14 protein-coding genes and 5 tRNA genes are annotated in these 19,929 nt (G+C 64.3%); 8 read left to right on the top strand and 11 right to left on the bottom strand.

Going from position 1 to position 19,929, the window contains the following annotated elements; translation table 11 throughout:
* The first annotated feature begins 4 nt into the window (after positions 1-4).
* From SINAC_RS22130 to SINAC_RS41315, 3 genes are all read left to right on the top strand, one after another.
* The gene (locus tag SINAC_RS22130; RefSeq protein WP_015247816.1) at positions 5-1,252 is read left to right on the top strand and encodes a metallophosphoesterase family protein; all 1,248 of its coding nucleotides are present in this window, start codon (positions 5-7) and stop codon (positions 1,250-1,252) included.
* Positions 1,253-1,265: 13 nt separating this feature from the next.
* Entirely contained in the window at positions 1,266-4,823 is a 3,558-nt protein-coding gene (locus tag SINAC_RS22125; protein WP_015247815.1) for an ATP-binding protein, read from the top strand.
* 87 nt (positions 4,824-4,910) lie between these two features.
* The gene (locus SINAC_RS41315) at positions 4,911-5,078 is read left to right on the top strand and encodes a hypothetical protein (protein WP_020467208.1); all 168 of its coding nucleotides are present in this window, start codon (positions 4,911-4,913) and stop codon (positions 5,076-5,078) included.
* A gap of 842 nt (positions 5,079-5,920) precedes the next feature.
* Here the strand turns inward: SINAC_RS41315 and SINAC_RS22110 are convergent.
* Complete coding sequence (locus SINAC_RS22110) at positions 5,921-9,277, bottom strand: PVC-type heme-binding CxxCH protein (RefSeq protein WP_015247813.1); 3,357 nt, start codon at positions 9,275-9,277, stop codon at positions 5,921-5,923.
* Between the two features lie 458 nt (positions 9,278-9,735).
* Between SINAC_RS22110 and SINAC_RS22105 the strand changes: the two genes are divergently transcribed.
* From SINAC_RS22105 to zigA, 5 genes are all read left to right on the top strand, one after another.
* Positions 9,736-10,104: a hypothetical protein gene (locus tag SINAC_RS22105; RefSeq protein WP_015247812.1), complete on the top strand. Its 369-nt coding sequence runs from the start codon at positions 9,736-9,738 to the stop codon at positions 10,102-10,104.
* 459 nt (positions 10,105-10,563) lie between these two features.
* A complete protein-coding gene (locus SINAC_RS22095; protein ID WP_015247810.1) occupies positions 10,564-11,415 on the top strand; it encodes a hypothetical protein in 852 nt (283 codons plus the stop codon).
* Positions 11,412-13,037: a permease gene (locus SINAC_RS22090; RefSeq protein WP_015247809.1), complete on the top strand. Its 1,626-nt coding sequence runs from the start codon at positions 11,412-11,414 to the stop codon at positions 13,035-13,037. Before SINAC_RS22095 ends, SINAC_RS22090 begins: the two co-directional genes overlap by 4 nt.
* A gap of 229 nt (positions 13,038-13,266) precedes the next feature.
* Positions 13,267-13,443: a 50S ribosomal protein L33 gene (gene rpmG, locus SINAC_RS22085; RefSeq protein WP_015247808.1), complete on the top strand. Its 177-nt coding sequence runs from the start codon at positions 13,267-13,269 to the stop codon at positions 13,441-13,443.
* 37 nt (positions 13,444-13,480) lie between these two features.
* A complete protein-coding gene (zigA, locus tag SINAC_RS22080; protein WP_015247807.1) occupies positions 13,481-14,707 on the top strand; it encodes a zinc metallochaperone GTPase ZigA in 1,227 nt (408 codons plus the stop codon).
* Positions 14,708-14,807: 100 nt separating this feature from the next.
* Here the strand turns inward: zigA and SINAC_RS22075 are convergent, their stop codons facing one another.
* From SINAC_RS22075 to SINAC_RS41580, 10 genes are all read right to left on the bottom strand, one after another.
* Positions 14,808-15,914: a slipin family protein gene (locus tag SINAC_RS22075; protein WP_015247806.1), complete on the bottom strand. Its 1,107-nt coding sequence runs from the start codon at positions 15,912-15,914 to the stop codon at positions 14,808-14,810.
* 458 nt (positions 15,915-16,372) lie between these two features.
* Positions 16,373-16,444: transfer RNA gene (locus SINAC_RS22070), tRNA-Cys, on the bottom strand.
* A 109-nt stretch (positions 16,445-16,553) separates the two neighbouring features.
* A tRNA-Cys gene (locus SINAC_RS40115) sits at positions 16,554-16,624 on the bottom strand.
* A 34-nt stretch (positions 16,625-16,658) separates the two neighbouring features.
* Positions 16,659-16,729, bottom strand: a tRNA-Arg gene (locus SINAC_RS40110).
* Between the two features lie 69 nt (positions 16,730-16,798).
* A tRNA-Gln gene (locus SINAC_RS22065) sits at positions 16,799-16,869 on the bottom strand.
* Between the two features lie 3 nt (positions 16,870-16,872).
* Positions 16,873-16,943: transfer RNA gene (locus tag SINAC_RS40105), tRNA-Gly, on the bottom strand.
* Positions 16,944-17,445: 502 nt separating this feature from the next.
* Complete coding sequence (locus tag SINAC_RS22060; RefSeq protein WP_015247805.1) at positions 17,446-18,384, bottom strand: DNA-3-methyladenine glycosylase family protein; 939 nt, start codon at positions 18,382-18,384, stop codon at positions 17,446-17,448.
* A gap of 164 nt (positions 18,385-18,548) precedes the next feature.
* The gene (gene hypB / locus SINAC_RS22055) at positions 18,549-19,445 is read right to left on the bottom strand and encodes a hydrogenase nickel incorporation protein HypB (protein WP_015247804.1); all 897 of its coding nucleotides are present in this window, start codon (positions 19,443-19,445) and stop codon (positions 18,549-18,551) included.
* A complete protein-coding gene (locus SINAC_RS22050) occupies positions 19,445-19,774 on the bottom strand; it encodes a hydrogenase maturation nickel metallochaperone HypA/HybF (RefSeq protein ID WP_015247803.1) in 330 nt (109 codons plus the stop codon). Before SINAC_RS22050 ends, hypB begins: the two co-directional genes overlap by 1 nt.
* 9 nt (positions 19,775-19,783) lie before the next feature.
* The gene (locus SINAC_RS41580) at positions 19,784-19,906 is read right to left on the bottom strand and encodes a hypothetical protein (RefSeq protein ID WP_015247802.1); all 123 of its coding nucleotides are present in this window, start codon (positions 19,904-19,906) and stop codon (positions 19,784-19,786) included.
* Positions 19,907-19,929 lie beyond the last annotated feature (23 nt).

The following is a 19,929-nucleotide window of genomic DNA, read 5'->3' as shown; positions in this document are numbered from 1 at the left end:
CCCTATGATCAAATTCCTCCACGCAGCCGACGTCCACCTCGACAGCCCGCTCCGCGGTCTCGAGAGCTACGACGGAGCGCCCGCCGAGCGGATTCGCCTGGCGACCCGTCGCGCCTTCGAGAACCTCGTCGAGCTGGCGATCGCCGAGCAGGTGGCCTTCGTCCTGCTCGCGGGCGACCTCTACGACGGCGACTGGCAGGACTACAACACGGGCCTCTACCTCGTCCGCCAGATGGCCCGCCTGCGCGAGGCCGGAATCAAGGTCATCGCGATCGCCGGTAACCACGACGCCCACAACAAGATGACCCGCCGGCTCCCTCTGCCCGATAACGTGACGATGTTGAGCCACGATGAGCCACAATCGTTATCGTTGCAGGACTATGACGTCATGGTCCACGGCCAGGGGTTCTCGACTCAGGCTGTGACCGAGGACCTCTCCCAGCGCTATCCGCAAGCGACCCGCGGCCTCTACAACATCGGCATCCTCCACACCTGCGCCGGGGGCGATGAGCGGCATGGGCGCTACGCCCCTTGCACCGTCCAGGGGTTGGTCGCCAAGGGGTATGACTACTGGGCCCTCGGCCACGTCCACACCCGGCAGATGCTCTGCGAGAAGCCGTACATCGCCTTTCCCGGCAACACCCAGGGGCGGCACGCGCGAGAACTCGGTCCCAAGGGGTGCCTGCTGGTCTCGATCGCCAACGGAGGCCCCCCCAAGGTCGATTTCCGCCGGCTCGACGTCGTTCGCTGGGAACTCTGCGAGATCGATGCAACCCGAGCCGGGTCCGAGGATGAGCTGGCCGACGCGGCCTCCGGCCAGTTGGCGGAATGGCTCGCGCGTGAGGACGCTGACCGACTCCTGGCCGTCCGCGTGGTGATCGGAGGCGCGAGCCCGATTCACGATCGCCTACTGTCCGACCCCGAAAAGACCAGGGCGGCGGTGCGGGCCCGAGCGGCCGAACTCGGGACCGACCGCCTCTGGGTCGAGCAGGTCAAGATCCAGACGAGTCCCCTCCGATCGGCGACGGCGGTGGGCGACGGCCCGATCGAAGAACTGTTCGCCGTGCTCGAAGAGCTCCGGTCGGACGAGTCCCGGTTCAAGGAGCTGAGCGGTCTCTTCAAGGGCCTCCGGCTGAAGCTTCCCCAGGAGCTGATGGAAGGCCCCGAGGCCCTCGCGCTCGACAGCCCGGAATGGCTCCGCGAGGTCCTCGACTCGGCCGAGGCCCTGCTCCACGACCGGCTCCACTTCTGAAAAGGAATCGCCGATGAAGATCCAACGCCTCAACCTCGACGCCTTCGGCCCCTTCTCCGGTGAGTCGCTCGACCTCTCGGCGGGACGCTTCGGCCTCCACCTCGTCTACGGCACGAACGAAGCAGGCAAGACCTCCGCACTCCGCGCCCTCGGCCACCTGCTGTACGGCATCCCGATGCGCTCGCCCGACAACTTTCGGGTCGACTACAACAAGATGCGCCTGAGCGCCACGCTCGAACACTCCGACGGCTCGATCCTCGAGTTCGTCCGGCTCAAAAAGAACAATGACCCCCTCTGCCAACGTGACGGCAAGACTCCGCTCGACCCCGCCCAGCTCGAACGGTTCCTCGGCGGCGTCGACAGGTCGATGTTCGAGACGATGTTCGGGATCGGCCACGAAGCCCTGATCGAAGGGGGCAAGGCGATCATCAGCGGAGGCGGTAAGCTCGGCGAGCTACTCTTCTCGGCCAGCTCGGGCATCGCCGGCCTGAAGGGGATTCAGGAAGCGCTTCAGGCCGACCGCCTCGAACTGTTCACCGACACCGGCAAAGGGAAAAATCAGCGCATTCCCCAGGCGATCGCCGACGTCAACGAAGCCAAGGCGAAGATCAAGGAAGTCACCGTCACCACCGAGGACTGGTCGCGCCAGGACCAGATCGTCCGCGAGGCCAGGGCCGAGAGCAAGCAGCTCGAAGCGGAGTTGCGCCGGAAGTTCAGCGAGTCGAACCGGCTGAGGCGGATTCAAGGGGCCTTGAAACTCTTCCCCGAACGGGTGCAACTGATCGAGGAGCTTGAAAAACTCAAAGACGTCATCATCCTTCCTGATGATTTCGCCGACCGCAGGCGCAAGGCCGAGAACGCAGGCGACCACGCGCGCCACGAGTCAGCCCGGGCCCGGCAAGCGATCGAGAACCTGTCCGGCCTCTGCGAAGAGATCAACATCCCTGGACCTTTGCTCGCGGCCGGCGACGACATCGAAGCCCTCTACGAGCGGCGAGGCGCTTACCGCAAGGCCCAGGCCGACCGCCCGATCCGCGTCTCCAACCTCCAGGAGCACGAGCACTCCGCCCGCGATATCTTGCAGGCGCTCGGCCAGCCTCGCGACCTGGCCGCCGCCGACGCCTTCCAGCTTCGGGCCGATGATCCCGTCGTGATCCCCCAGCTCGCACTCAAGTTCGAGCAGATCATCACCCGTCGCGACGAGACGCTCGATACGATCGCCCGCCACCGAAAGCGTGCCGAGAAGATCCGACACGACCAGGAGACCCTGGAGCCCTCGCCCGACCTGAAAAGGCTCCGCGTGGAAGCCAAGGCCGCGATCAAGCTGGGCGAGATCGAGGCCCGCCGCGACGAGGCCCGGCACGCGATGGCCCCGCTCGAAAAAGGACTCGCGGCGGCTACCCGCCGACTCCCCGGCTGGTCGGGTTCGCCCGACGACCTCGAGGACCAACCCGTCCCGCTCCCGGAAACGATCGAGCGATTCGAGGCGCACTTCCAGCGGGCTGAAACCCGCAGGCGCGAGCTGGAGTCCGACCGCGCTCGCGAGGAAAAGGCCATCGCCGAGCTGGAAACCCGACTCCAGGCCGAAACCCTTCAGCGCGACCTCCCGACCGAGGAGGATCTGGGCCGGTCTCGCCAGTCACGCGACGCAGGGTGGACGCTGATCCGTCGCGCCTGGCTCGACCGCGAGGACGACCCCGAAGCGGTGGCCGCCTACCTGGCCGATCACGGGCTCGGCCGGACGCTCGCCGAAGCCTACGAGCAAGGCATTTCGAAGAGCGACGTGCTGGCCGATCGCCTGCGCCGCGAGGCCAACGACGTCGCCAGACGGGCCGAACAGCTCGCGTTGGTGGAAGGCCATCGGGGCCAGCTCAACCGGATCAGCCGCGAGGAAGCCGAGGCTCAAGAGGCTCGAGAACGGCTCGCCAGGGAATGGGAAGCGGTGGCCGCGCCGCTCGGCCTCGGCGCGTTCGGCCCGACGGAACTGCGCTCCTGGCTCGACAAGCGGGACAAGGCCATCGAGGCTCTGGGCAAGCTCCGGGCCGGGCAGGCCGAGGTCGAGCGGTTCGACCACCAGATCCAGGAGCAATCCGAACGACTTTCGGCGACCCTGGCCGAACTGGGCGAAACATCGAGCGCCCCCGACGAGCGCCTGGCCCCCCTAATCGAGCGGGCCCTGGCTCTGATCGCGAAGCACGAGGCGTTGATCCGCCGCCGCGAACGGTTCGAGACCGACCTTGCCAAGGAACAGGCCGACCTCGAGGAGGCCGAGCAGAGCCTCGCCAAGATCGAAGCGGACCAGGAAAACTGGCGCGGACCTTGGGCGGAGAGCATGAGTCGAATTGGCCTGGAACGCGAGGCCACCCCCGCCCAGGCCAACGTGTTCATCCAGAAGGTCCGCGAACTCCGCGACCAGGTCCGCAAAGCCAACGAGTTCCGAAGCTGGATCCGCGGCATTGACCGCGACGGCGAGCAATTCGCCCACGACGTCGCCGCACTCGCCCTTCGCGTCGCCCCCGACCTCGCGGACCAGCCGCCCGATGCCGTGGTCGGCACGCTCAGTGCCCGGCTCCGCTCGGCCCGTGAAGACGATCAGTCGTTGCGCTCGCATCGCGACCGGATCGAGGCCGAGAACAAGGCGCTTGAGGTCGCGGAGCAGTCGCAGGTCGAAGCTCGGCTCGAACTCGGCGACCTCTGCCGCCAGGCGAACTGCGCGACCGCCGAGGACTTGCCCCAGGCCGAACAGCGTTCCAGCCTGCGCTCGAAGCTCGAGGCCGACTTGAGGCGGTGTGAGGAGCAGATCAGAAGCCTGAGCGCCGGTGCCTCGATCGAGGCGTTCATCGCCGAGGCCGAACAGCTCGACCCCGACGGGCTCGGCCTGGTCCTCGACGGGCTCGAAAAGGACGTGGCCGAGCTCCAGCAGCGGATGCTCGAGGTCAACCAGAAGATCGGCGCGGAGAACCAGGTGCTCGAGGCGATCGACGGCAGCAGCAAGGCCGCCGAAGCGAACGAGCAGGCCGGCTATGCCCTCGCCCGGCTTCAAGCCGACGTACCTCGCTACGCCGCGCTCCGGATCGCGGCCTTCGTCCTTCAGCAAGGCATCGAGCGTTACCGCGAACGTGCCCAGGGGCCGCTCATCCGTCGAGCGAGCCAACTCTTCGCCACGCTCACCACCGGGTCCTTCGGTGGCCTTCGAATCGACTACGACGACCGAAACGCGGCCGTCCTCGTCGGAGTCCGTCCCGATGGCGAGACGACCGTGAACATTTCAGGCATGAGCGATGGCTCATGCGATCAACTCTACCTCGCCTTACGGATCGCCAGCCTCGAGAACTGGCTCGCCGCCCACGAGCCGATCCCCTTGGTTGTCGACGACATCCTCCTCCAATTCGACGATGGCCGCTCGGCAGCCGCCCTCCAGGTTCTGGGCGAGTTCTCCAAGAAGACGCAAGTGATTTTCTTCACCCACCACGCCCACCTGCTCGACCTCGCCCAGGCTCATCTGGAGAAAGACGTGTTCTTCACCCATCATCTGGCGTCGGATCGACGCTGGGCCGAGGCGGTCTCATGAACGCGTCCGGAAATCGTTGAGTCGGCATTCGGCCCCAACAGAGCGTTCCCATTCAGCTCCAAACGCAGAATCGACTCACCTCGAGTTATGCCAAGAACCGCTCGCGCCTCCGTCGAAGGCGTGATCGACCACGCCTTGAATCACGGAAACCGCCGCAAGGCGGTCTTCCCCAAGCCCGCCGACTACGACGCCTCCATTGAAGCGATCGACAACGGCCGCCAGCGTCTCCCCTCGACCTCTTCGGCTACTGCCTGATGCCGAACCATTTCCATCTCGTTCTCCGACCCCACGGCGACGGCGATCTCGGGCGGTGGATGCGCCGGAGCCGAGGGCGGCCCCGGAAACAGCAACTTCGCTCCGTCCCCTATTATCCCCCTGCGTTCATTGCGGTTTTGGATCGGACGGCAGATCCTTCCGACGGCGGAGTGCCATGACAATACCTACCAGTGCCGAGATGAGCAGTAAGACAGCGACGAGCAAGCCTATGCGGTCGGCAGAACCAGAATACTCACTCGCCTTCTTTGCGTGCTGTTGAGCCCGAGGCGTCATCTGATACGCCGTCACAGTCCCCGACTCAGGATTCTTGACCACGATCGTTCCTGGCGGGGGGAACGGAGAAGCGGGAGTTGGGGTACTGTGCTCAGCCATCTGCGCGTTGTGGTATGCGGCAAGTCCCCTGAGTCGCTGCCGAAGTGTCGCCAATGAGATCATAAGGCCCGCAAAAGCCACGGCTATCATAAGCGTCCGGAGTTTGAACCGTGGTAGCCTCATACCATCCTCCTCCATCTGGCCGGCACGTCCAGCACGCGAACCGATCGAGTCGAAGCTACCGCATGCCTGGGATCAGGACAAGATGACAGAGATGATTGAAGAGAGCTCGGTCGACCTGAGCGTTTTACTGTCGGAGAAAAAGGGGACGGAAGGAAGTGACCGTCAAAAGCCAATGGCTGGTCCTGGCGGTCATCCCTCCAGGATTGCAAAGACCCCGCCGGTCAAAAAAGCGGCGTGGACACGGCTTTTCTAACTCTCAGCGGTTCGAATAACAACGGTTCCTCGCACCCGTTGGCCCATCGTCAGGCCAACGGGTGCCGACTCACTTACTTCGACTCCTCAGGCTTCACATCCTGATTCTGCGCCCCCAGATACTCGATCAGGTCGACGAATTCCGAGGGGGCAAGGGTCGAGGCCGTTCCTTCGGGCATGCTGCTCTGGGTCCGGAGGGAACGCTCCTCAATGTCCTTGACGAGGATCTTCCGCGTGGCCTTGCCGTCGAAGATCTCGACCTCTTTGTCATTCTCGCTGACCACCAGGCCGGATGCGATCGTGCCGTCGGCGGTCGCAATCATGGTCGACCGATACTTGGGGTCGACGTCGGCGTTGGGGTCGATCACAGAATGGATGATCTTGGCGCGCGGCATCCGCTTGGCGACGCCGGCGAGGTTCGGGCCGTACTCGCGTCCTTCGCCGTTACCCACCCGGTGACAGGCCGTGCAGGTTCGAACGAAGACCTCGCGACCGCGATTCTGGTCCCCCTTCAATTGGGCGAGCCCGGTCATCGCCTTATCCCGTTCTTCGTCCGGCTTCGGCTCCTGGCTGAGGAGCGACTGCAAGAACGGCAAGGCCGCCGCCCCTGCCTTCGAGGCCGACATCAGCTCGGTGACCATCTGGGAGCCGCGCGGGCCTGCCTTCGCGATCCGCCCCGTCAGGTAATCGGCCCGCCAGATGCTTTCGTTGGCCCCAAGCGCCTGCTTGATGGTGTAGTCGCACCAGTAGTCGGCCGGCGCCTGAGTCATCGCCAGGAGCGCCGCGGCGGCCTTGGGCTCAGAAAAGTAGCTCAGCCCGCGTGCCACCTCGGTTCGGACCCGAGGATGAGCATCCTGGGCAGCGGCCAACAGCAAGTCGAGGGCTTGCGGGAATGACTCCCGCTCGTCCGCGAGGATCCGGACAGCAGCGGCCCGAGCCTCGAACGCCGGAGCATCCTTCAAGACCTGGGTCAGCAGATCGGCATCGAGACGATGATGCGACTCCAAGATCCAGAGCGCCTCGCAACGGAGCCGGTCGAACTCCTGATCCTTCGGGTCGAGCTTGGCCACCCACGTCTTCACGGCGGCAGCAACTTCGTCCGACGGGCGGTCGCGAAGCTCGCGACGAGCCCGATAGCGCGTGCGCCACTCATACTGCCGCAACTGGTCCAGGAGCTCGGGCACCGGCTTGCCGAACTGGGTGACCGGCTCCACCAGCGGCCGTTCCGGGTAGACGAGGCGATAGATCCGCCCGCGCGTGTGGTCGCGATTCGGGTCGCGCTGGCTGTACTGCATGTGGCCGATCAAGGCGTTCGCCCAATCGCCGAACCAGAGTGCTCCGTCGGGGCCGATCTGCGGATCGGCGGGGCGGAAGTGCTTGTCGGTCGAGCGAATCAGGTCGTCGGGCTGCCCGTCGGCGTGCTTCAAGCGGGCGCCGTGATAGCCGCCGCCGTCGTCCTTGAGGCTGAACCGAGGCATTCCGTTCATGTTAATGACGCAGGCATAGGTGAACTGCTCCTGCACGTCGTCGGGGAAATGCCGACTGACCAGAAACTCGCTCCCCAGGGCGGGCCTCATCCCCTCGTTGTCGAAGACCATGTTCAGGCCGGTGCGACCGCGATACTGAGCGCCGGAGAGGGGCGTATCCCAGGCATGGTTGGCCGTCGTGCCGTCACCGACGATGCCTTGTCCCCAGCCGTTGAACACATAGCACCACATGTTGTACTGGCCGGGCAAGGCGAACTGGCGGACCTTGAGCGTCCTCGGGTCCATCACGTAGGCACCGCCCGTCCCCATGCTCCGATGCGGTCCCCAGGGGGTCTCGAGGGTCGTGCTCGTGGCGATCCCTTCGAGCATGTGCAACGCACCGCCGTGGTTCCACTCGAAGGCGCCGCAGGTGTGGTGGGTGTCATCGGTGGCCCAGCCGTCGACGAGGTGGACGACCTCATCGGCCTTGTCGTCGCCGTCGGTGTCCTTCAGCCAGAGCAACCGCGGCTGGTCGACCACCAGCACGCCGCCGTTCCAGAACTCGAAGCCGGTCGGGCATTGCAGCTTGTCATAAAAGACCTTGCACGTATCCGCCTTCCCATCCTTGTCCGTATCCTCCAGGATCACGAGCTTATCGCTCGGCTTGCCGTCGCCCGGCTTCCACTGGGGGTAGGTGGGCATGCAGGCCACCCAGAGCCGCCCTTTGTTGTCGAAGTTCAACTGGACGGGCTTGGCCAGCTCGGGAAACTTGGTCTCGTCGGCAAACGGCTCGATCGCGAATCCGGGGGGGACTGTGGTCGACTTGACGAGTTGCTCGGGCGTCAGGTATCGCAGCGAATCGGCCTCGGAGTAATTCTGCCGAGGGTCGCCGAAACGGGTTTGCGGAACGATCAGGTCGCCGGTGCCGGAATCATCCGGGCGCTCGGGGACCGACTTGTTCTGGACAAGGTTCCAGACGTACTGGTCGCGGACCTCGGCCATCTTGCGAATCTTCACATACTCACGGGGGAACGTTTCCGTATCCCAGGTCCGCCGCCCGCCATAGACATACCAGCCGTTCAGCATCCGATAATCTTGCAGGTGCACCCAGGACTTGTCGTTGACAGCGGCCCGGAGCTTCTCATAAGCGGGACTTCCCACACTGGCTGTGGAGGGAATGGTGAACATGGCCTCGTCGATCAAACGAGCCACTTCGCGATCCCCACGCTCGTTCAGGTGGCAGCCGTTAATCGTCAGTTGCATGCCGGGCTCGGCGGCCATCAGGCCGGCCGACTTTTCCAGCAGGTCCACAAACGCGACCCCCTTCTTCGCCGCCACCTCGGCCGAGGCGCGGGCGTAGAGGCGCAAGCGTTCGTTCTCGGCCCGGCCATCGGGCAAGAGCGGGTCGCCGGTCGACTCGAACGCGATCGGGGAGATCACCACGAAGCGCGGGGGGGCCTTCGTATCGTCGCGCGGGTACTGCTCGGCGATGGTGTCGAAGAACCGCAAATAGTCGGCCTGGAACTTTTCGAGGCCCGAGGCACCCGCGAACGACTCATTGAAACCGAAGAAGCAGAAATAGGTGTCAGCGCCGAAGGCCGTCAAGGGGTCGTCCAGGGCCGTGTAGTCGGCCGATCGCTGGCGAATCCCCACCTCGTCGGCGGGACGCGCGAAGTTGCGAACCACAAGCTCCTTGTCGGGGAATCGCGTGTGGAGCAACGTTTCGAAGTGTCCGAACAGGTTCATGCGTTCGGCGAACGAGTTGCCGACGAAGGCGATGCGTTCCCCTTTGTTAAACTCGAGGGGTAAGCGGCTGGGGGACAGCGCGGGACGTTGTGGGCGGGGCGGCAAGGCCAGCAGTTTCTTGGCCAGCTCCTTGGACGGTCCCTGGGCGATCGCCGGTTCCGCCTGGCTACATGCCAGGAGAGAACCCAAAACGAGGAGAGCACGCTTCGCGTGAGTCATGGGATCAAGGGCCTCGGAGTTGGTACACGATCGGTTTCACACGGCTCGGAAAACGGAGAGGGCGCATTTGCCCTTCCCGCCGATCGCTTTGGAAAGCAAGCTGTGAAAGTTATTTGGAGGGTTCCCACCGCAGTCGTCCAGATTAATCGGTCGGATCATGCGGTACAACCAGTGGTAACCGGCTCCTCACCGTATTCCCAAAGGAGGCCGGTTTCCGCCAGGGATGGGAAAGGATTCACGGCAATTCCACTGCTTTGACCTCTCAAGGCGACGGGATCGGCATGACATGGACCGACGCAGGAAATGTTGGTGGCTGCGATCCCACCCCTTCTTTTCCCGGTGGACAAAACGCTCGGCTTGACGCGAGGATTCGTCGCCGATCATGATAGGGCCTGCGCGGGACTGGCTCCCCCGGCCAAACCCCGATCGACTCATCCAGCCTTTGGGAACACGCCGGAATGGCTTCGCGTTGCGGGATTCGCCGAACCCTGGTCTGGAGCCTGATCGCGCTCTACGCGACGATCATGGTCCCCGGTCAGGGTTGGCACGCCTTCTCCGCTTGCGGCCACCGAATCGTCGAGCACGCCGGTAGCGCCGACTCGCACGCGGACGATCGTTCCGCGCCGGGCCTCGCGGCTCCCCACGACGAAGGCTCCTGCGTCCTCTGCACCTGCCTCGCCCAAACCCAGCTCCCGACGCCCAATCAGGGCCCTGTGCTGCGGTCGCCTGTCCGCAAAGTTCACCGCGACGACGCGCCGGTGAGCGTGATCAACCGCCCACACACCGACGGCGATCCGCGCGCCCCTCCGCAACCGTTCCCCGTCTGATTGCGCGCCTGCCGCGATCCGTTCGAACGAACGGCCTCATTCGCTGAGTGTCTGTCTCGGCAGGTCAGGCTTCACCGGGAAATGAAGGACGTTGGGGTGCCACGGGTTCCGTACTCGGACCCCGTGCGCCCCAGCCAAGGCATTCCCGCACGGGGTCCGAGTACGGAACCCGTGGCACCCAGCGATCCGTATCGAACGAACGGCCTCATTCGCTGAGGGCTTTGCTCAAGCCTCGCCCTTCAGCGTCATGACCACCCGTCTCGACCGTTAACCGGCACATGGCTCCCCGAGCCATGACGCGGGCCTTTTGCAAATTCGTGGATCTCGGTTCGGGCCTTGATGACACCTCGTCATTCGTGGGAGTCGCACGCGCCCGTCCCCCCTCCACGGCCATCCAATCCACAATTCCCAGCATGTCAATTCTTAATTCCCTCGAAAACCGCATGGAGATCCAACGTGATGCGACGCCTCCTTGAGTTCGGGCCAACCGGCACCCTCAGTGCCCTCCTGCTCGCGGCATGTGGCGGATGCCACGACTCATCCACCGGCAGTGATCGCCTCGCAACGCCACCTCCTCCAACGGTATCCGGCAAGCACGAGCACAAGGCCGGGGCACACGGCGGCCTGATCGTACCGCTCGACGGCGCTCACTACCACGTCGAGGCGATCCTGACGGAAGCGGGAGGACTTCGCCTCCTCACCCTCGGAGAGAAGGAATCGCAGGTGCAGGAGGTCGAGTCGCAGACGCTCACCGCCTACGTGCGGCCCGTGGGCGATATGCAATCGCGGCCGGTCGAGCTCAAGCCTGACCGCCAGGAGGGGGACGCGTCCGGGATGACGTCCGCGTTCACTGGCCAACTCCCTGACGGCCTGGGCGGTCGGCCCTTGATCGTGGTCGTGCCAAGCATCCGGATCGCCGGGCAGCGGCTCCGGTTCGGGTTCGAGACGGCCGCGCCGGAACCCTCGACGGCGATGCCCGAGAAGGTCGCCGATGACGCGGAGCTGGCCTTATACCTGACCCCCGGCGGCAAGTACACCGAGGCGGACATCGTCGCGAACGACCGGAAGACGGCCTCGATGAAGTTCGTCGGATTCCACGCCTCCCACGACCCCAAGCCGACCCCGGGCGCACGGGTCTGCCCGATCACCGACACGCGGGCGAACCCGGATTGCTCTTGGATCGTGGGAGGCAAGACGTACTTGTTCTGTTGCCCTCCCTGCGTCGATGAGTTCGTGCGGCAGGCGAAGAAAGACCCCGAGTCGATCCGATCGCCGGAAACCTACGTAGCTCCACAGGAAGGCAAATCATGAGCATTTCCCTAATTTTATTAGCCCACGGCGATGGGCTGGTGACACTCAACCTGAGCCCGGGGTCGACCCTTGCGGGGGCGGGCGTCCGGCTCGTCCAGACCGTGATCGCGAGCGGCCCCTACCTCTTGTGCGGTGTGGTCCTCGCGGGCCTGCTCCGTGGAGTCGTCGGAGCCGAAGCGATTCAGCGTCGGCTGGGGAGGCGCTCACGTGCCGGCCTGATCCGGGCCTCGGCCTTCGGGTTCCTCCTGCCGCTCGGTGCGCTGGGGGCACTGCCGGTCGCCCGCCGCCTCCACGCGATGAAGGTCCCCCGTGGGACGGTCCTCGCGTTCTTGCTCACGGCGGCGGTTGTCGATCCGCTCTCGCTGGTGCTCGGGATGTCGCTCATGAGCGTGCAGACCATGGCGGTGTGCGTCGCGGCCTTGCTGGTTTGGTCGATCGTCGCCGGCCATCTCGTCAATCGCCTGGAACCGGGCACTCGGGCACCGGGTGAGGAGGACGTCGAACGCCTGCCCGGCACCGCGACAGCGCGGTTGGTCCGGGTCGTGTCCGACATCGCCGCCGAACTCTCCGGCCCTTCGCTCCGCGACCTGGCGCTGGCGGCCACGGGAGCCGGGTTACTGGGAGCGTTCCTCCCCCCCGGCTGGCTTGAGATGGCCGCATCCCCCTCGCGGCCGAGCGCCGGCCTCATCACGGCCGCCGTCGGAACCCTCGCGTGCGAGACCCCGCTGGGAGCGATGCGTCAGGCCGGGGTCCTCGTCCGCGATGGAGGGACCAACCAGGTGGCCTTCCTCCTGATCGCCTTCGGGGCCGGTTTCAACCTGGCCGTCCTGACCTGGCTGCAATGCGGGCTGAAACTGAAGCCCGGCGCAGTAGCCGCCGTCATGGTGGTCGGGCTCGGAATCTATGGACTCGCCGGCTGGGGATTGGATCGCACCAAAACGGCATTACCCAGAGGAGCCTCTTTTCATACTCATGCGTTTGATGAACTGGGGCGGGCGAATTTCGGGGACCCTGGCCTGTTCCAGGCGGCCTCCACGGCATGGGCCATCGGGGCGAAGAACGGCGAGGCCTATCTTCCGGCCCTCGCACCTCTCGGGCTCCTCGCAGCCGCCGGTCTGATCGCTCGCCAGCCTCGCGTACGACTGAGGCTGGCACGTTGGTCGGAAGAAGCGCGGGAGGCGCCACCGCGGCCCCATTCGGAGACGCGGGTCTGGGAGCGCTCGCTGTCCCCTCGCCTGACCGCCGCGCTGGGCCTGATCGCCGCGATTCCCGGTGTCGTCGCCCTGGTCCTGGCCTTTTACCCCGCACCGGCAGTCCTCTTCGACGAGATGGTGCCGGTTCACACGGAGGTGCAATACACCGTCCGACATGGCGACGCGAGAGAAAGCCTGGTTTGGCTGGAGCGTTGGGAAGCCCTGGTCCAGAAGCTCGGCCCCAGCCTGATCCTCCGTCGCGGCGTGCTCACCGTCGCCGCACGGACCCGCAAAGACGACCTGCTCGACGCGATTGCGGCCCTCCGAGGGTTTCTCGAAGAAGGGCGGATCGAGGAGGCCCGAACCCTTCTCGATCACGTGGGCAAGGCACAGCAGGCGTGCCGCCAAGCCTTCGATCAAGACATTTAATTCAAGCAAGTCAGCATTTCGACAATCCACACACCCCTGGGACCGCGGGCGACCCGCCCGCTCTTCAATAAACTTATTGATTCAATTCAATAAAATGAAATTGCGGGTGGGTCGCCCGCGATCCCAGGGAATTGAGAACCAAAGGGGGGATTGGCGGAACGCGCTGGGCCTCGCCGGCACATGGTGAGTACAGGCTGCGACAGCCGAACTGTGCGAGAAGGGAAAAATCATGGCCAAATCTCAGGGCCGCGAATACGTCTGGCTTCAGTGCACCGAGACCAATGAGCTGAACTATCGCATCCAGATCAATACCCGCGGTGGGCTCCCCGAGTCCATGAAAGAAGGACTCCGAAAGTATTGCCGCAGACTCCGTAAGCACACGATTCACAGGATCAAGCGAAAATAAATAGATCGATTGCCTTTAGTAACAGGGAATCACAAAGATGAGCGAGAAACTGCCGGTAACCGTTCTGTCCGGATTTCTCGGCGCCGGCAAGACGACGGTTCTCAACCACGTCTTGAACAACCGCGAGGGCCGCAAGGTCGCGGTCATCGTCAACGACATGAGCGAGGTCAACGTCGACGCCCGGCTCATCCGCGACGGCAATGCCTTGAACCGCGTCGAAGAGAAGCTCGTCGAGATGACAAACGGCTGCATCTGCTGCACCCTCCGTGAGGACCTGCTCGTCGAGGTGGGCCGGCTCGCCCGCGAAGGACGGTTTGACTACCTCCTCATCGAATCCACCGGTATCTCCGAGCCGCTCCCCGTCGCCGAGACCTTCTCCTTCGAAGACGACGAAGGGCGATCGCTGTCGGACCTGGCTCGGCTGGACACGATGGTCACCGTCGTCGACGCCGCGAGCTTCCTCGCCGACTACCTTGCCTCGGAGGAGTTGACCGAACGCGGCCTCGCCCTCGGCGAAGACGATGACCGCACAGTCGTCGACCTCCTCGTGGATCAGGTCGAGTTTGCCGACGTGATCGTGGTCAACAAGGTCGACCGCGTCTCGCAGGCCGAACTGGAACAGCTCGAGGCTCTTCTCCGACGCCTCAACCCGGAGGCCGAGATCGTGCGGGCCGCCTTCGGCCAGGTCCCGCTGGCGAACGTGCTCGACACCGGCCGGTTCGACTTCGCGCGGGCCGCGCAGGCGCCGGGCTGGCTCAAGGAGCTGCGCGGCGAACACGTCCCCGAGACCGACGAGTACGGAATCACGAGCCTCGTCTTCCGCGACCGCCGGCCGTTCCACCCGCGCCGATTCCACGACTTCCTCGACGAAGGGTTCCCCGGCCTGCTCCGCGGCAAAGGCCAATTCTGGATCGCCTCGAGACCCGACTTCGTCGCCGGGTATTCGCTGGCCGGTGGCGCCTGCCGAATCGAGCCGATCGGCCGCTGGCTCGCCGCCGTGCCGAAATCCGAGTGGCCGGAGGACCTCGATGAGTGCCAGGCCGCCCTCGACGACTGGGACGACCGGTTCGGCGACCGCCTCCAGGAACTCGTCTTCATCGGCAGCGAGCTCGACCAGGACCAGCTCAGAGCACGCCTCGGCGCCTGCGTGCTGACCGACTACGAAGTCGCCACCGGCGAATCCGCCTGGGCCAAGCTCGAGGACCCGTTCGCAATCTGGGCCGACGAGGAATCCGCCCTGGAGCACGAGGACCCCACGGCTTGATTGAGTTCGGCCAACGACAAAGGGCGGCCCGCCCGCGACTCTTTTCTTTGGGAATTGAGCCCGGACGAACCGCCCTACATGGGGACACGTGAATTCCACGTCAGATGAGGTTCACCACACGGTCGGCGAGGCCCTTTTCGCCGAGAATGACGCTAAGCTTGCCGGTGGCGACAACCTTCTCGAGGACCTCGAGCTCGCGCAGTCGCATGAGCATTGGGTTATCGACCAGGAGCTTCGCCGAGTTGGCCTGGCTGCGGAGCGCGGCCGTTTCCTCGCGACGGGTGATGAGGTTGGCCTCAGCGGCCTTCTTCGCCTCGGTCACCTTGTTCATGAGGTTCTTCATGTCGCCCGGGAGGATCAGATCGCGGATGCCGAGCGCCGAGACCCGAAGCCCGAGCCCTTCGGCCCGAGGCGCCAGGAGCGCGGCGGCCTCACTGGCCACGGCTTCCTTGTCGACCAGCAGGGAATCGAGCTCGCGGGCTCCCACAACCGCTCGGAGCACAAGCTGGGCCTCTCGGTAGAGAGCCTGCTTGTAGTCGTCCGTCGCGCAGACCGCCTGGCGAGGGTCAATCACATGATAGGTGGCCACGGCGTTCAGCCGCAGCGTCACCTTGTCAGCGCTCATGATCTCCTGACCCGTCACGTCCAGCGTGACCTCGCGAAGGTCGACTTCCACCACGCGAACGTCCGCCACCCCCTTCCAGAAAGCCCACGGGCCAGGCTCGAGGATCTCGCTGAACCGGCCGTCGAGAAACAGCACACCGACGCAGCCCCGGTTCACAGCGCCCATATCCAGTTGCTCGCGGGCCGACGGAGTGCGGGCGATGACCTTCAACTCCTCGTGCTCGAACCGCGGCCGACGCACATCGACCACCTCGACGCGGACCGCCCGCTGATCGGTCCAGTAGGCGTACTGGCCGGGCGCGAAGATCCGCGAGAACCGACCGTCAATCCAGACCAGGGCACGCTGACCATCCTCCAGGTCGAAGACCTGGGCGTGCCCCTTCAGATCGCCCGACTTGACGATCAGGTCGAGCTTCTCGTGCTGGAGGAACGGCAGGCGCCGGGAGACGACCTCGACGTTGACCCGATCGAGCGGGTCAAAGTACCAGTGCGTACCAGGGTCGAGCAACCCGCGGAACTCGCCCGCGCGGAAGAAGAGGCCCATCTCAAAGCTATGAATTTTAATCGACTTGCAGAAGAACATTACGATACCTCCCCGCCTCCGGCACAACACCCGGCAGGCCTACCTCGTGGCTGTTTCATGATAAAAAACGAATTCATAAAAGAGTAAAGTGGATAAAAAGCCGTCAGGGGACGGAACAACCGGTGGTCACGCAGTAAGACGCGGAGCCTCGCTTGAGCCGCTCCGGCCGATGGTTTCAGGGGGGCTTCCTCGGGGACGCCTGGCATCGTGGGGGCAAACCCACGATGACAGGGCCCCGCGTCGGCCTCCTTTTTCCGTCGGCCAAAGGCGGCGGAATCTGCGTGCTGCAGGGCGTTGGCATGCGTTGCCCTCGCCTGGACTTACGCATCCTCTTTCGACGATGTTTCGGTCACGACGAAGGCCGACCGGTTCGGTCGCCCATCCCCCTCGGGCTGAATGGTGGTCGAGATGTTCTTAGCATCCCGGCAACGGTCGGCCGGTTAGGACCGATCGTAGCGTGTTGTGGACGGGAGTCGAACCCGTTACCTCCAGGTTTGTAGCCTGGTGCTCTACCGCTGAGCTACCACGACCTGGTCTCGCCCCGGTTTCGATTCCCTGCACGGAACACGCCCTTTCCAATCGTTAATGACAAGGCGGACGCGCCGCGGGCCTGACGGGACCAGTCGCTTGCTTACAAAGAGACGCCGGTGGGAGTCGAACCCACTTCAACCGGGTTGCAACCGGTCGCCTGGCCATCTGGCTCCAGCGTCTTCAGGGATTGGATGGGATCCGACGGAAAAGGAATGCCCTCGCCAGGAGTCGAACCTGGCCCTCGACCTTCGCAGAGTCGCGTGCCTCCCTCACACCCCGAGGACAATTCATCAGCATGGCTGCATTTTAGAAAATTTCGACGACGGATCTGGCCATTGTGGCCGACGCATCGAATCGGGGAGGAGGACTTGAACCTCCATCGCCGGGATCAAAACCCGGTGGCCTACCGTTAGCCGATCCCCGAAAGAGTGCTCAGCGGGATTTGAACCCGCGCTTCCGCCTTGGCAAAGCGGTAGGCGGCCCCTACCTCATGAGCACAAAACATAGGATTCCTCATTATCAAAGAGAACACTCGCTCATACCAATATTGAAGGTCATAGTGACAGAATCAGAATGCGGGCGGGGCACCCGCGATCCCAGGGAAGAGGGAGCACGAGGCTGCAACGCGAAGCGGCCCGGCGTCGCGTGACGCCGGGCCGCGGGAGACCATAAAAAAGGTCTGCGGTCGGGCGTCAGGTGCGAAAGTTTTCGCTCAGGCAGCAGGCACATCGATCCGTCGGAGCACCGGCGAAGCGGTCTGAACCGGCACGGTCCGCTTGTGCTCGTGATAGATTACAGAATGCCCGCATCGCCCACCCAACCTTCGTTATGTTATGCGTTTGCTTCGGTCGTGCTCGCAGACCACCTTGGCCCGCGTCAATTCTTCGTCCTTGCCGAGAGAAGACGGCATCCGCCCCTGAGAAGTTCGCGCTCCTTTTGCGAATTCTTTCTCCTCGCCAGGAATCGTTCGCACAGGGACGTGTTTCGATCGATCAATCACTCACCTGTGAATAGAGTTTTCCCCTTGGCGACGAGCGATGGCTCCCGCATATTCCGCCAGGTGGGGTTTCATGACGTCCATCCACAAGGCGAGCCCACACCACTCGCCGAACGGCTCGTAGTAGAGGGCGATCTGCTTATCACTGGCCAGTTCGCCTCCGTTCCGCTCGCGAAACGAGGCGCGGCAGCTCGAGTCGAGCCCGAGGCGGTCGAACGTCCCGAGCAGCCGGCACATGCTTCCGGCGGCGTATTCGCCGAACCCTTTCAGGCCCCTGATCCGGCGAAAGAGGTCGTCACTGGGGGTTCCCGGCTCGCGCCACGACTCGAGGTCCAACCCTTCCTCGGCGATCGCCCGAGCGAGTTGGCTCAGGTAGGCGCTGCGGTAGCCGGCGCGCACGTGGTCGTTCAGAGCGTCGACGCTCAGGCTGGCGACCCGCTCGGGAGTCGGGAAGCTGTGCTCTCCCTCGCCGAGCGGCTCGCCGAGAGTCGCCAGGCGGCGGCACATCTGGATCGTCGCCCCCCAGCTTGTGTTCGTGGTGAGCAGGGTCTTCGCCATGTCCTCCCAGACGGTGGGAGACACGAGCATCCGCCCTGCCCCCATCGTCTCGACCCAGCGGTATTCCGGCCGACGTCGGGTCGAGCGATAGAACGGAGACAGGTCCCGGGTCAAGTTCAGGCAGGTACCGACCACCCGCACGACCTCCTCACGGCGCTCGCGTGTGAGTCGCCCCCTCCCCTCGACGGCCACCTCGACGGAACTCTCCTTCTCCCCCTGGCCAATCCGAAGCCGGGCCACCCCGCCGTCACGGAACTGGTGGACCCGCGCCAGGACCTGGCTCTCGTGATCGTAGGAAAACGGAGGAAGTTGATACCAGCCATGACTGAGAACTGTGGGAATAAACCGAAAACCGGCCGGGACCGGGATGAGGATCGCTGCCATGAAGAGCGGGCTCCACACGCGACGAGGACCGCATGATTTCGACGGAGCCTCGACCCAAATGCGTGCTCCTGCGTCCTCGACCAACGCGATAGGCTACCGAATGAGCGATCCACTTCGCCAGAGGAGTCCCCAATCGGGTTCCCCGCTGAGATCCAACAGAATCCTCACACCTTTCTCCGAGAATCTACTGATTCGTGGACGTGATCCGAAACTTCCAAGCCAGGGGCAGCCTGCGCACGGAGCCACTGATACCAATCGGGAAGACCAGCGCCCGTCGTCGCCGAGACACGTAGCACGCGGAGGGCGGGATTGACCTGGCGGACGTGATCGAGAAAGCGGGCTTCGTCAAAGGGAACATACGGGAGTAAATCGATCTTGTTGAGAACCACCAAGGCGCTGGCCCTGAACATGTGAGGGTACTTGAGCGGCTTGTCGTCCCCTTCGGTAACGGAGGCGATGACGACTTTGGCCCGCTCGCCGAGGTCGAAAAGCGCCGGGCAGACGAGGTTGCCGACGTTCTCGATCAGGACGACCGAGCGGGGCGGCGGGTCGAGCTGGTCGAGACCTCGGGCCAGCATGGCGGCGTCGAGGTGGCAGCCCGTGCCGGTGTTGATCTGGACCACGCGGCAGCCGGTCGCCCGGATCCGCTCGGCATCGTTCAGGGTCTCCTGGTCCCCTTCAATGACCGAAAGCAGCAGCTCATCCCCCAGGTCACGAATCGTTCGCTCGAGCAAGGTCGTCTTGCCCGCCCCCGGTGAGCTGACCAGGTTCAGAGCCAGAATCGAGCGTCCGGCAAGCCACCCGCGATTCCGCTCCGCCAACCGGTCGTTCTTGGCGAGAACGGCCGCTTCCAGCGAAATCGTCGTGCCGAGCGGCTCGGAATGGGGATGAGAATGAGTGTGGCTGTGAGAATGCGCGTGTTCGTGGGGATGGCCGTGATCGTGCGTATGGGGATGGCTATGGTCATGCCCCGGAGGCTCGTCGAGCGCAATCGTCGTCCCAGTTTCCAGGTTGGTGAGCCTCGGTTTTGAACTGTCGGAGCATCCGCAGGTGGTGCACATCAAATCACCTCGAATTCCTTGATTTTCAGTTCCTCGCCCGAGAGCCACTCGAGGTCGGTATTGCCGCATTCGCAACGGCCGAACGGGCGATCGAGACCAACCTCACCCCCGCATTCGCGGCACCGGGCCAGGCCGGGAGGCTCGAGAATGACCAGGCTCGCCCCTTCCACGACGGTGCCTTCGACGCAGAGGTCGAAACAGAACCGCACGGCGTCGGGCAAGACCGCCGAGAGCTTGCCGATCTCCAGGACGACGCGACGGACGCGCGCTCCGCCCGAACGCTCGCAGATCATCGTGACGATCTCCTGCGCAATTCCAAGCTCATGCATCCGGCCGCCCTACATCGATTTATTCTTGATGTACTTCCCCATTGATCCAACAGCAAAGAGGCTCCCCACAACCAGGATCAGCAGCGTCACCACGCCGATCGCCAATCCGGCAAACACTTCAAGGACTTTCATTGGGATCGATGACCTCCACTCTT

This window comes from Singulisphaera acidiphila DSM 18658 (assembly GCF_000242455.2).
Classification (GTDB): Bacteria; Planctomycetota; Planctomycetia; order Isosphaerales; family Isosphaeraceae; genus Singulisphaera; species Singulisphaera acidiphila.
Note: the sequence above shows the minus strand (reverse complement) of the source record. Positions and strands in the feature narration are given on the sequence as shown.

What these genes read in the sequence shown, in the direction of transcription:
- SINAC_RS22095 (WP_015247810.1), top strand. Translation starts at nt 10,564, where the DNA reads ATGCGACGCCTCCTTGAGTTCGGGCCAACCGGCACCCTCAGTGCCCTC.
- SINAC_RS22050 (WP_015247803.1), bottom strand. Translation starts at nt 19,774, where the DNA reads ATGCATGAGCTTGGAATTGCGCAGGAGATCGTCACGATGATCTGCGAG.
- SINAC_RS41315 (WP_020467208.1), top strand. Translation starts at nt 4,911, where the DNA reads ATGCCAAGAACCGCTCGCGCCTCCGTCGAAGGCGTGATCGACCACGCC.
- rpmG (WP_015247808.1), top strand. Translation starts at nt 13,267, where the DNA reads ATGGCCAAATCTCAGGGCCGCGAATACGTCTGGCTTCAGTGCACCGAG.
- SINAC_RS41580 (WP_015247802.1), bottom strand. Translation starts at nt 19,906, where the DNA reads ATGAAAGTCCTTGAAGTGTTTGCCGGATTGGCGATCGGCGTGGTGACG.
- SINAC_RS22105 (WP_015247812.1), top strand. Translation starts at nt 9,736, where the DNA reads ATGGCTTCGCGTTGCGGGATTCGCCGAACCCTGGTCTGGAGCCTGATC.
- zigA (WP_015247807.1), top strand. Translation starts at nt 13,481, where the DNA reads ATGAGCGAGAAACTGCCGGTAACCGTTCTGTCCGGATTTCTCGGCGCC.
- SINAC_RS22130 (WP_015247816.1), top strand. Translation starts at nt 5, where the DNA reads ATGATCAAATTCCTCCACGCAGCCGACGTCCACCTCGACAGCCCGCTC.
- SINAC_RS22060 (WP_015247805.1), bottom strand. Translation starts at nt 18,384, where the DNA reads ATGGCAGCGATCCTCATCCCGGTCCCGGCCGGTTTTCGGTTTATTCCC.
- SINAC_RS22110 (WP_015247813.1), bottom strand. Translation starts at nt 9,277, where the DNA reads ATGACTCACGCGAAGCGTGCTCTCCTCGTTTTGGGTTCTCTCCTGGCA.
- SINAC_RS22090 (WP_015247809.1), top strand. Translation starts at nt 11,412, where the DNA reads ATGAGCATTTCCCTAATTTTATTAGCCCACGGCGATGGGCTGGTGACA.
- SINAC_RS22075 (WP_015247806.1), bottom strand. Translation starts at nt 15,914, where the DNA reads ATGTTCTTCTGCAAGTCGATTAAAATTCATAGCTTTGAGATGGGCCTC.
- hypB (WP_015247804.1), bottom strand. Translation starts at nt 19,445, where the DNA reads ATGTGCACCACCTGCGGATGCTCCGACAGTTCAAAACCGAGGCTCACC.
- SINAC_RS22125 (WP_015247815.1), top strand. Translation starts at nt 1,266, where the DNA reads ATGAAGATCCAACGCCTCAACCTCGACGCCTTCGGCCCCTTCTCCGGT.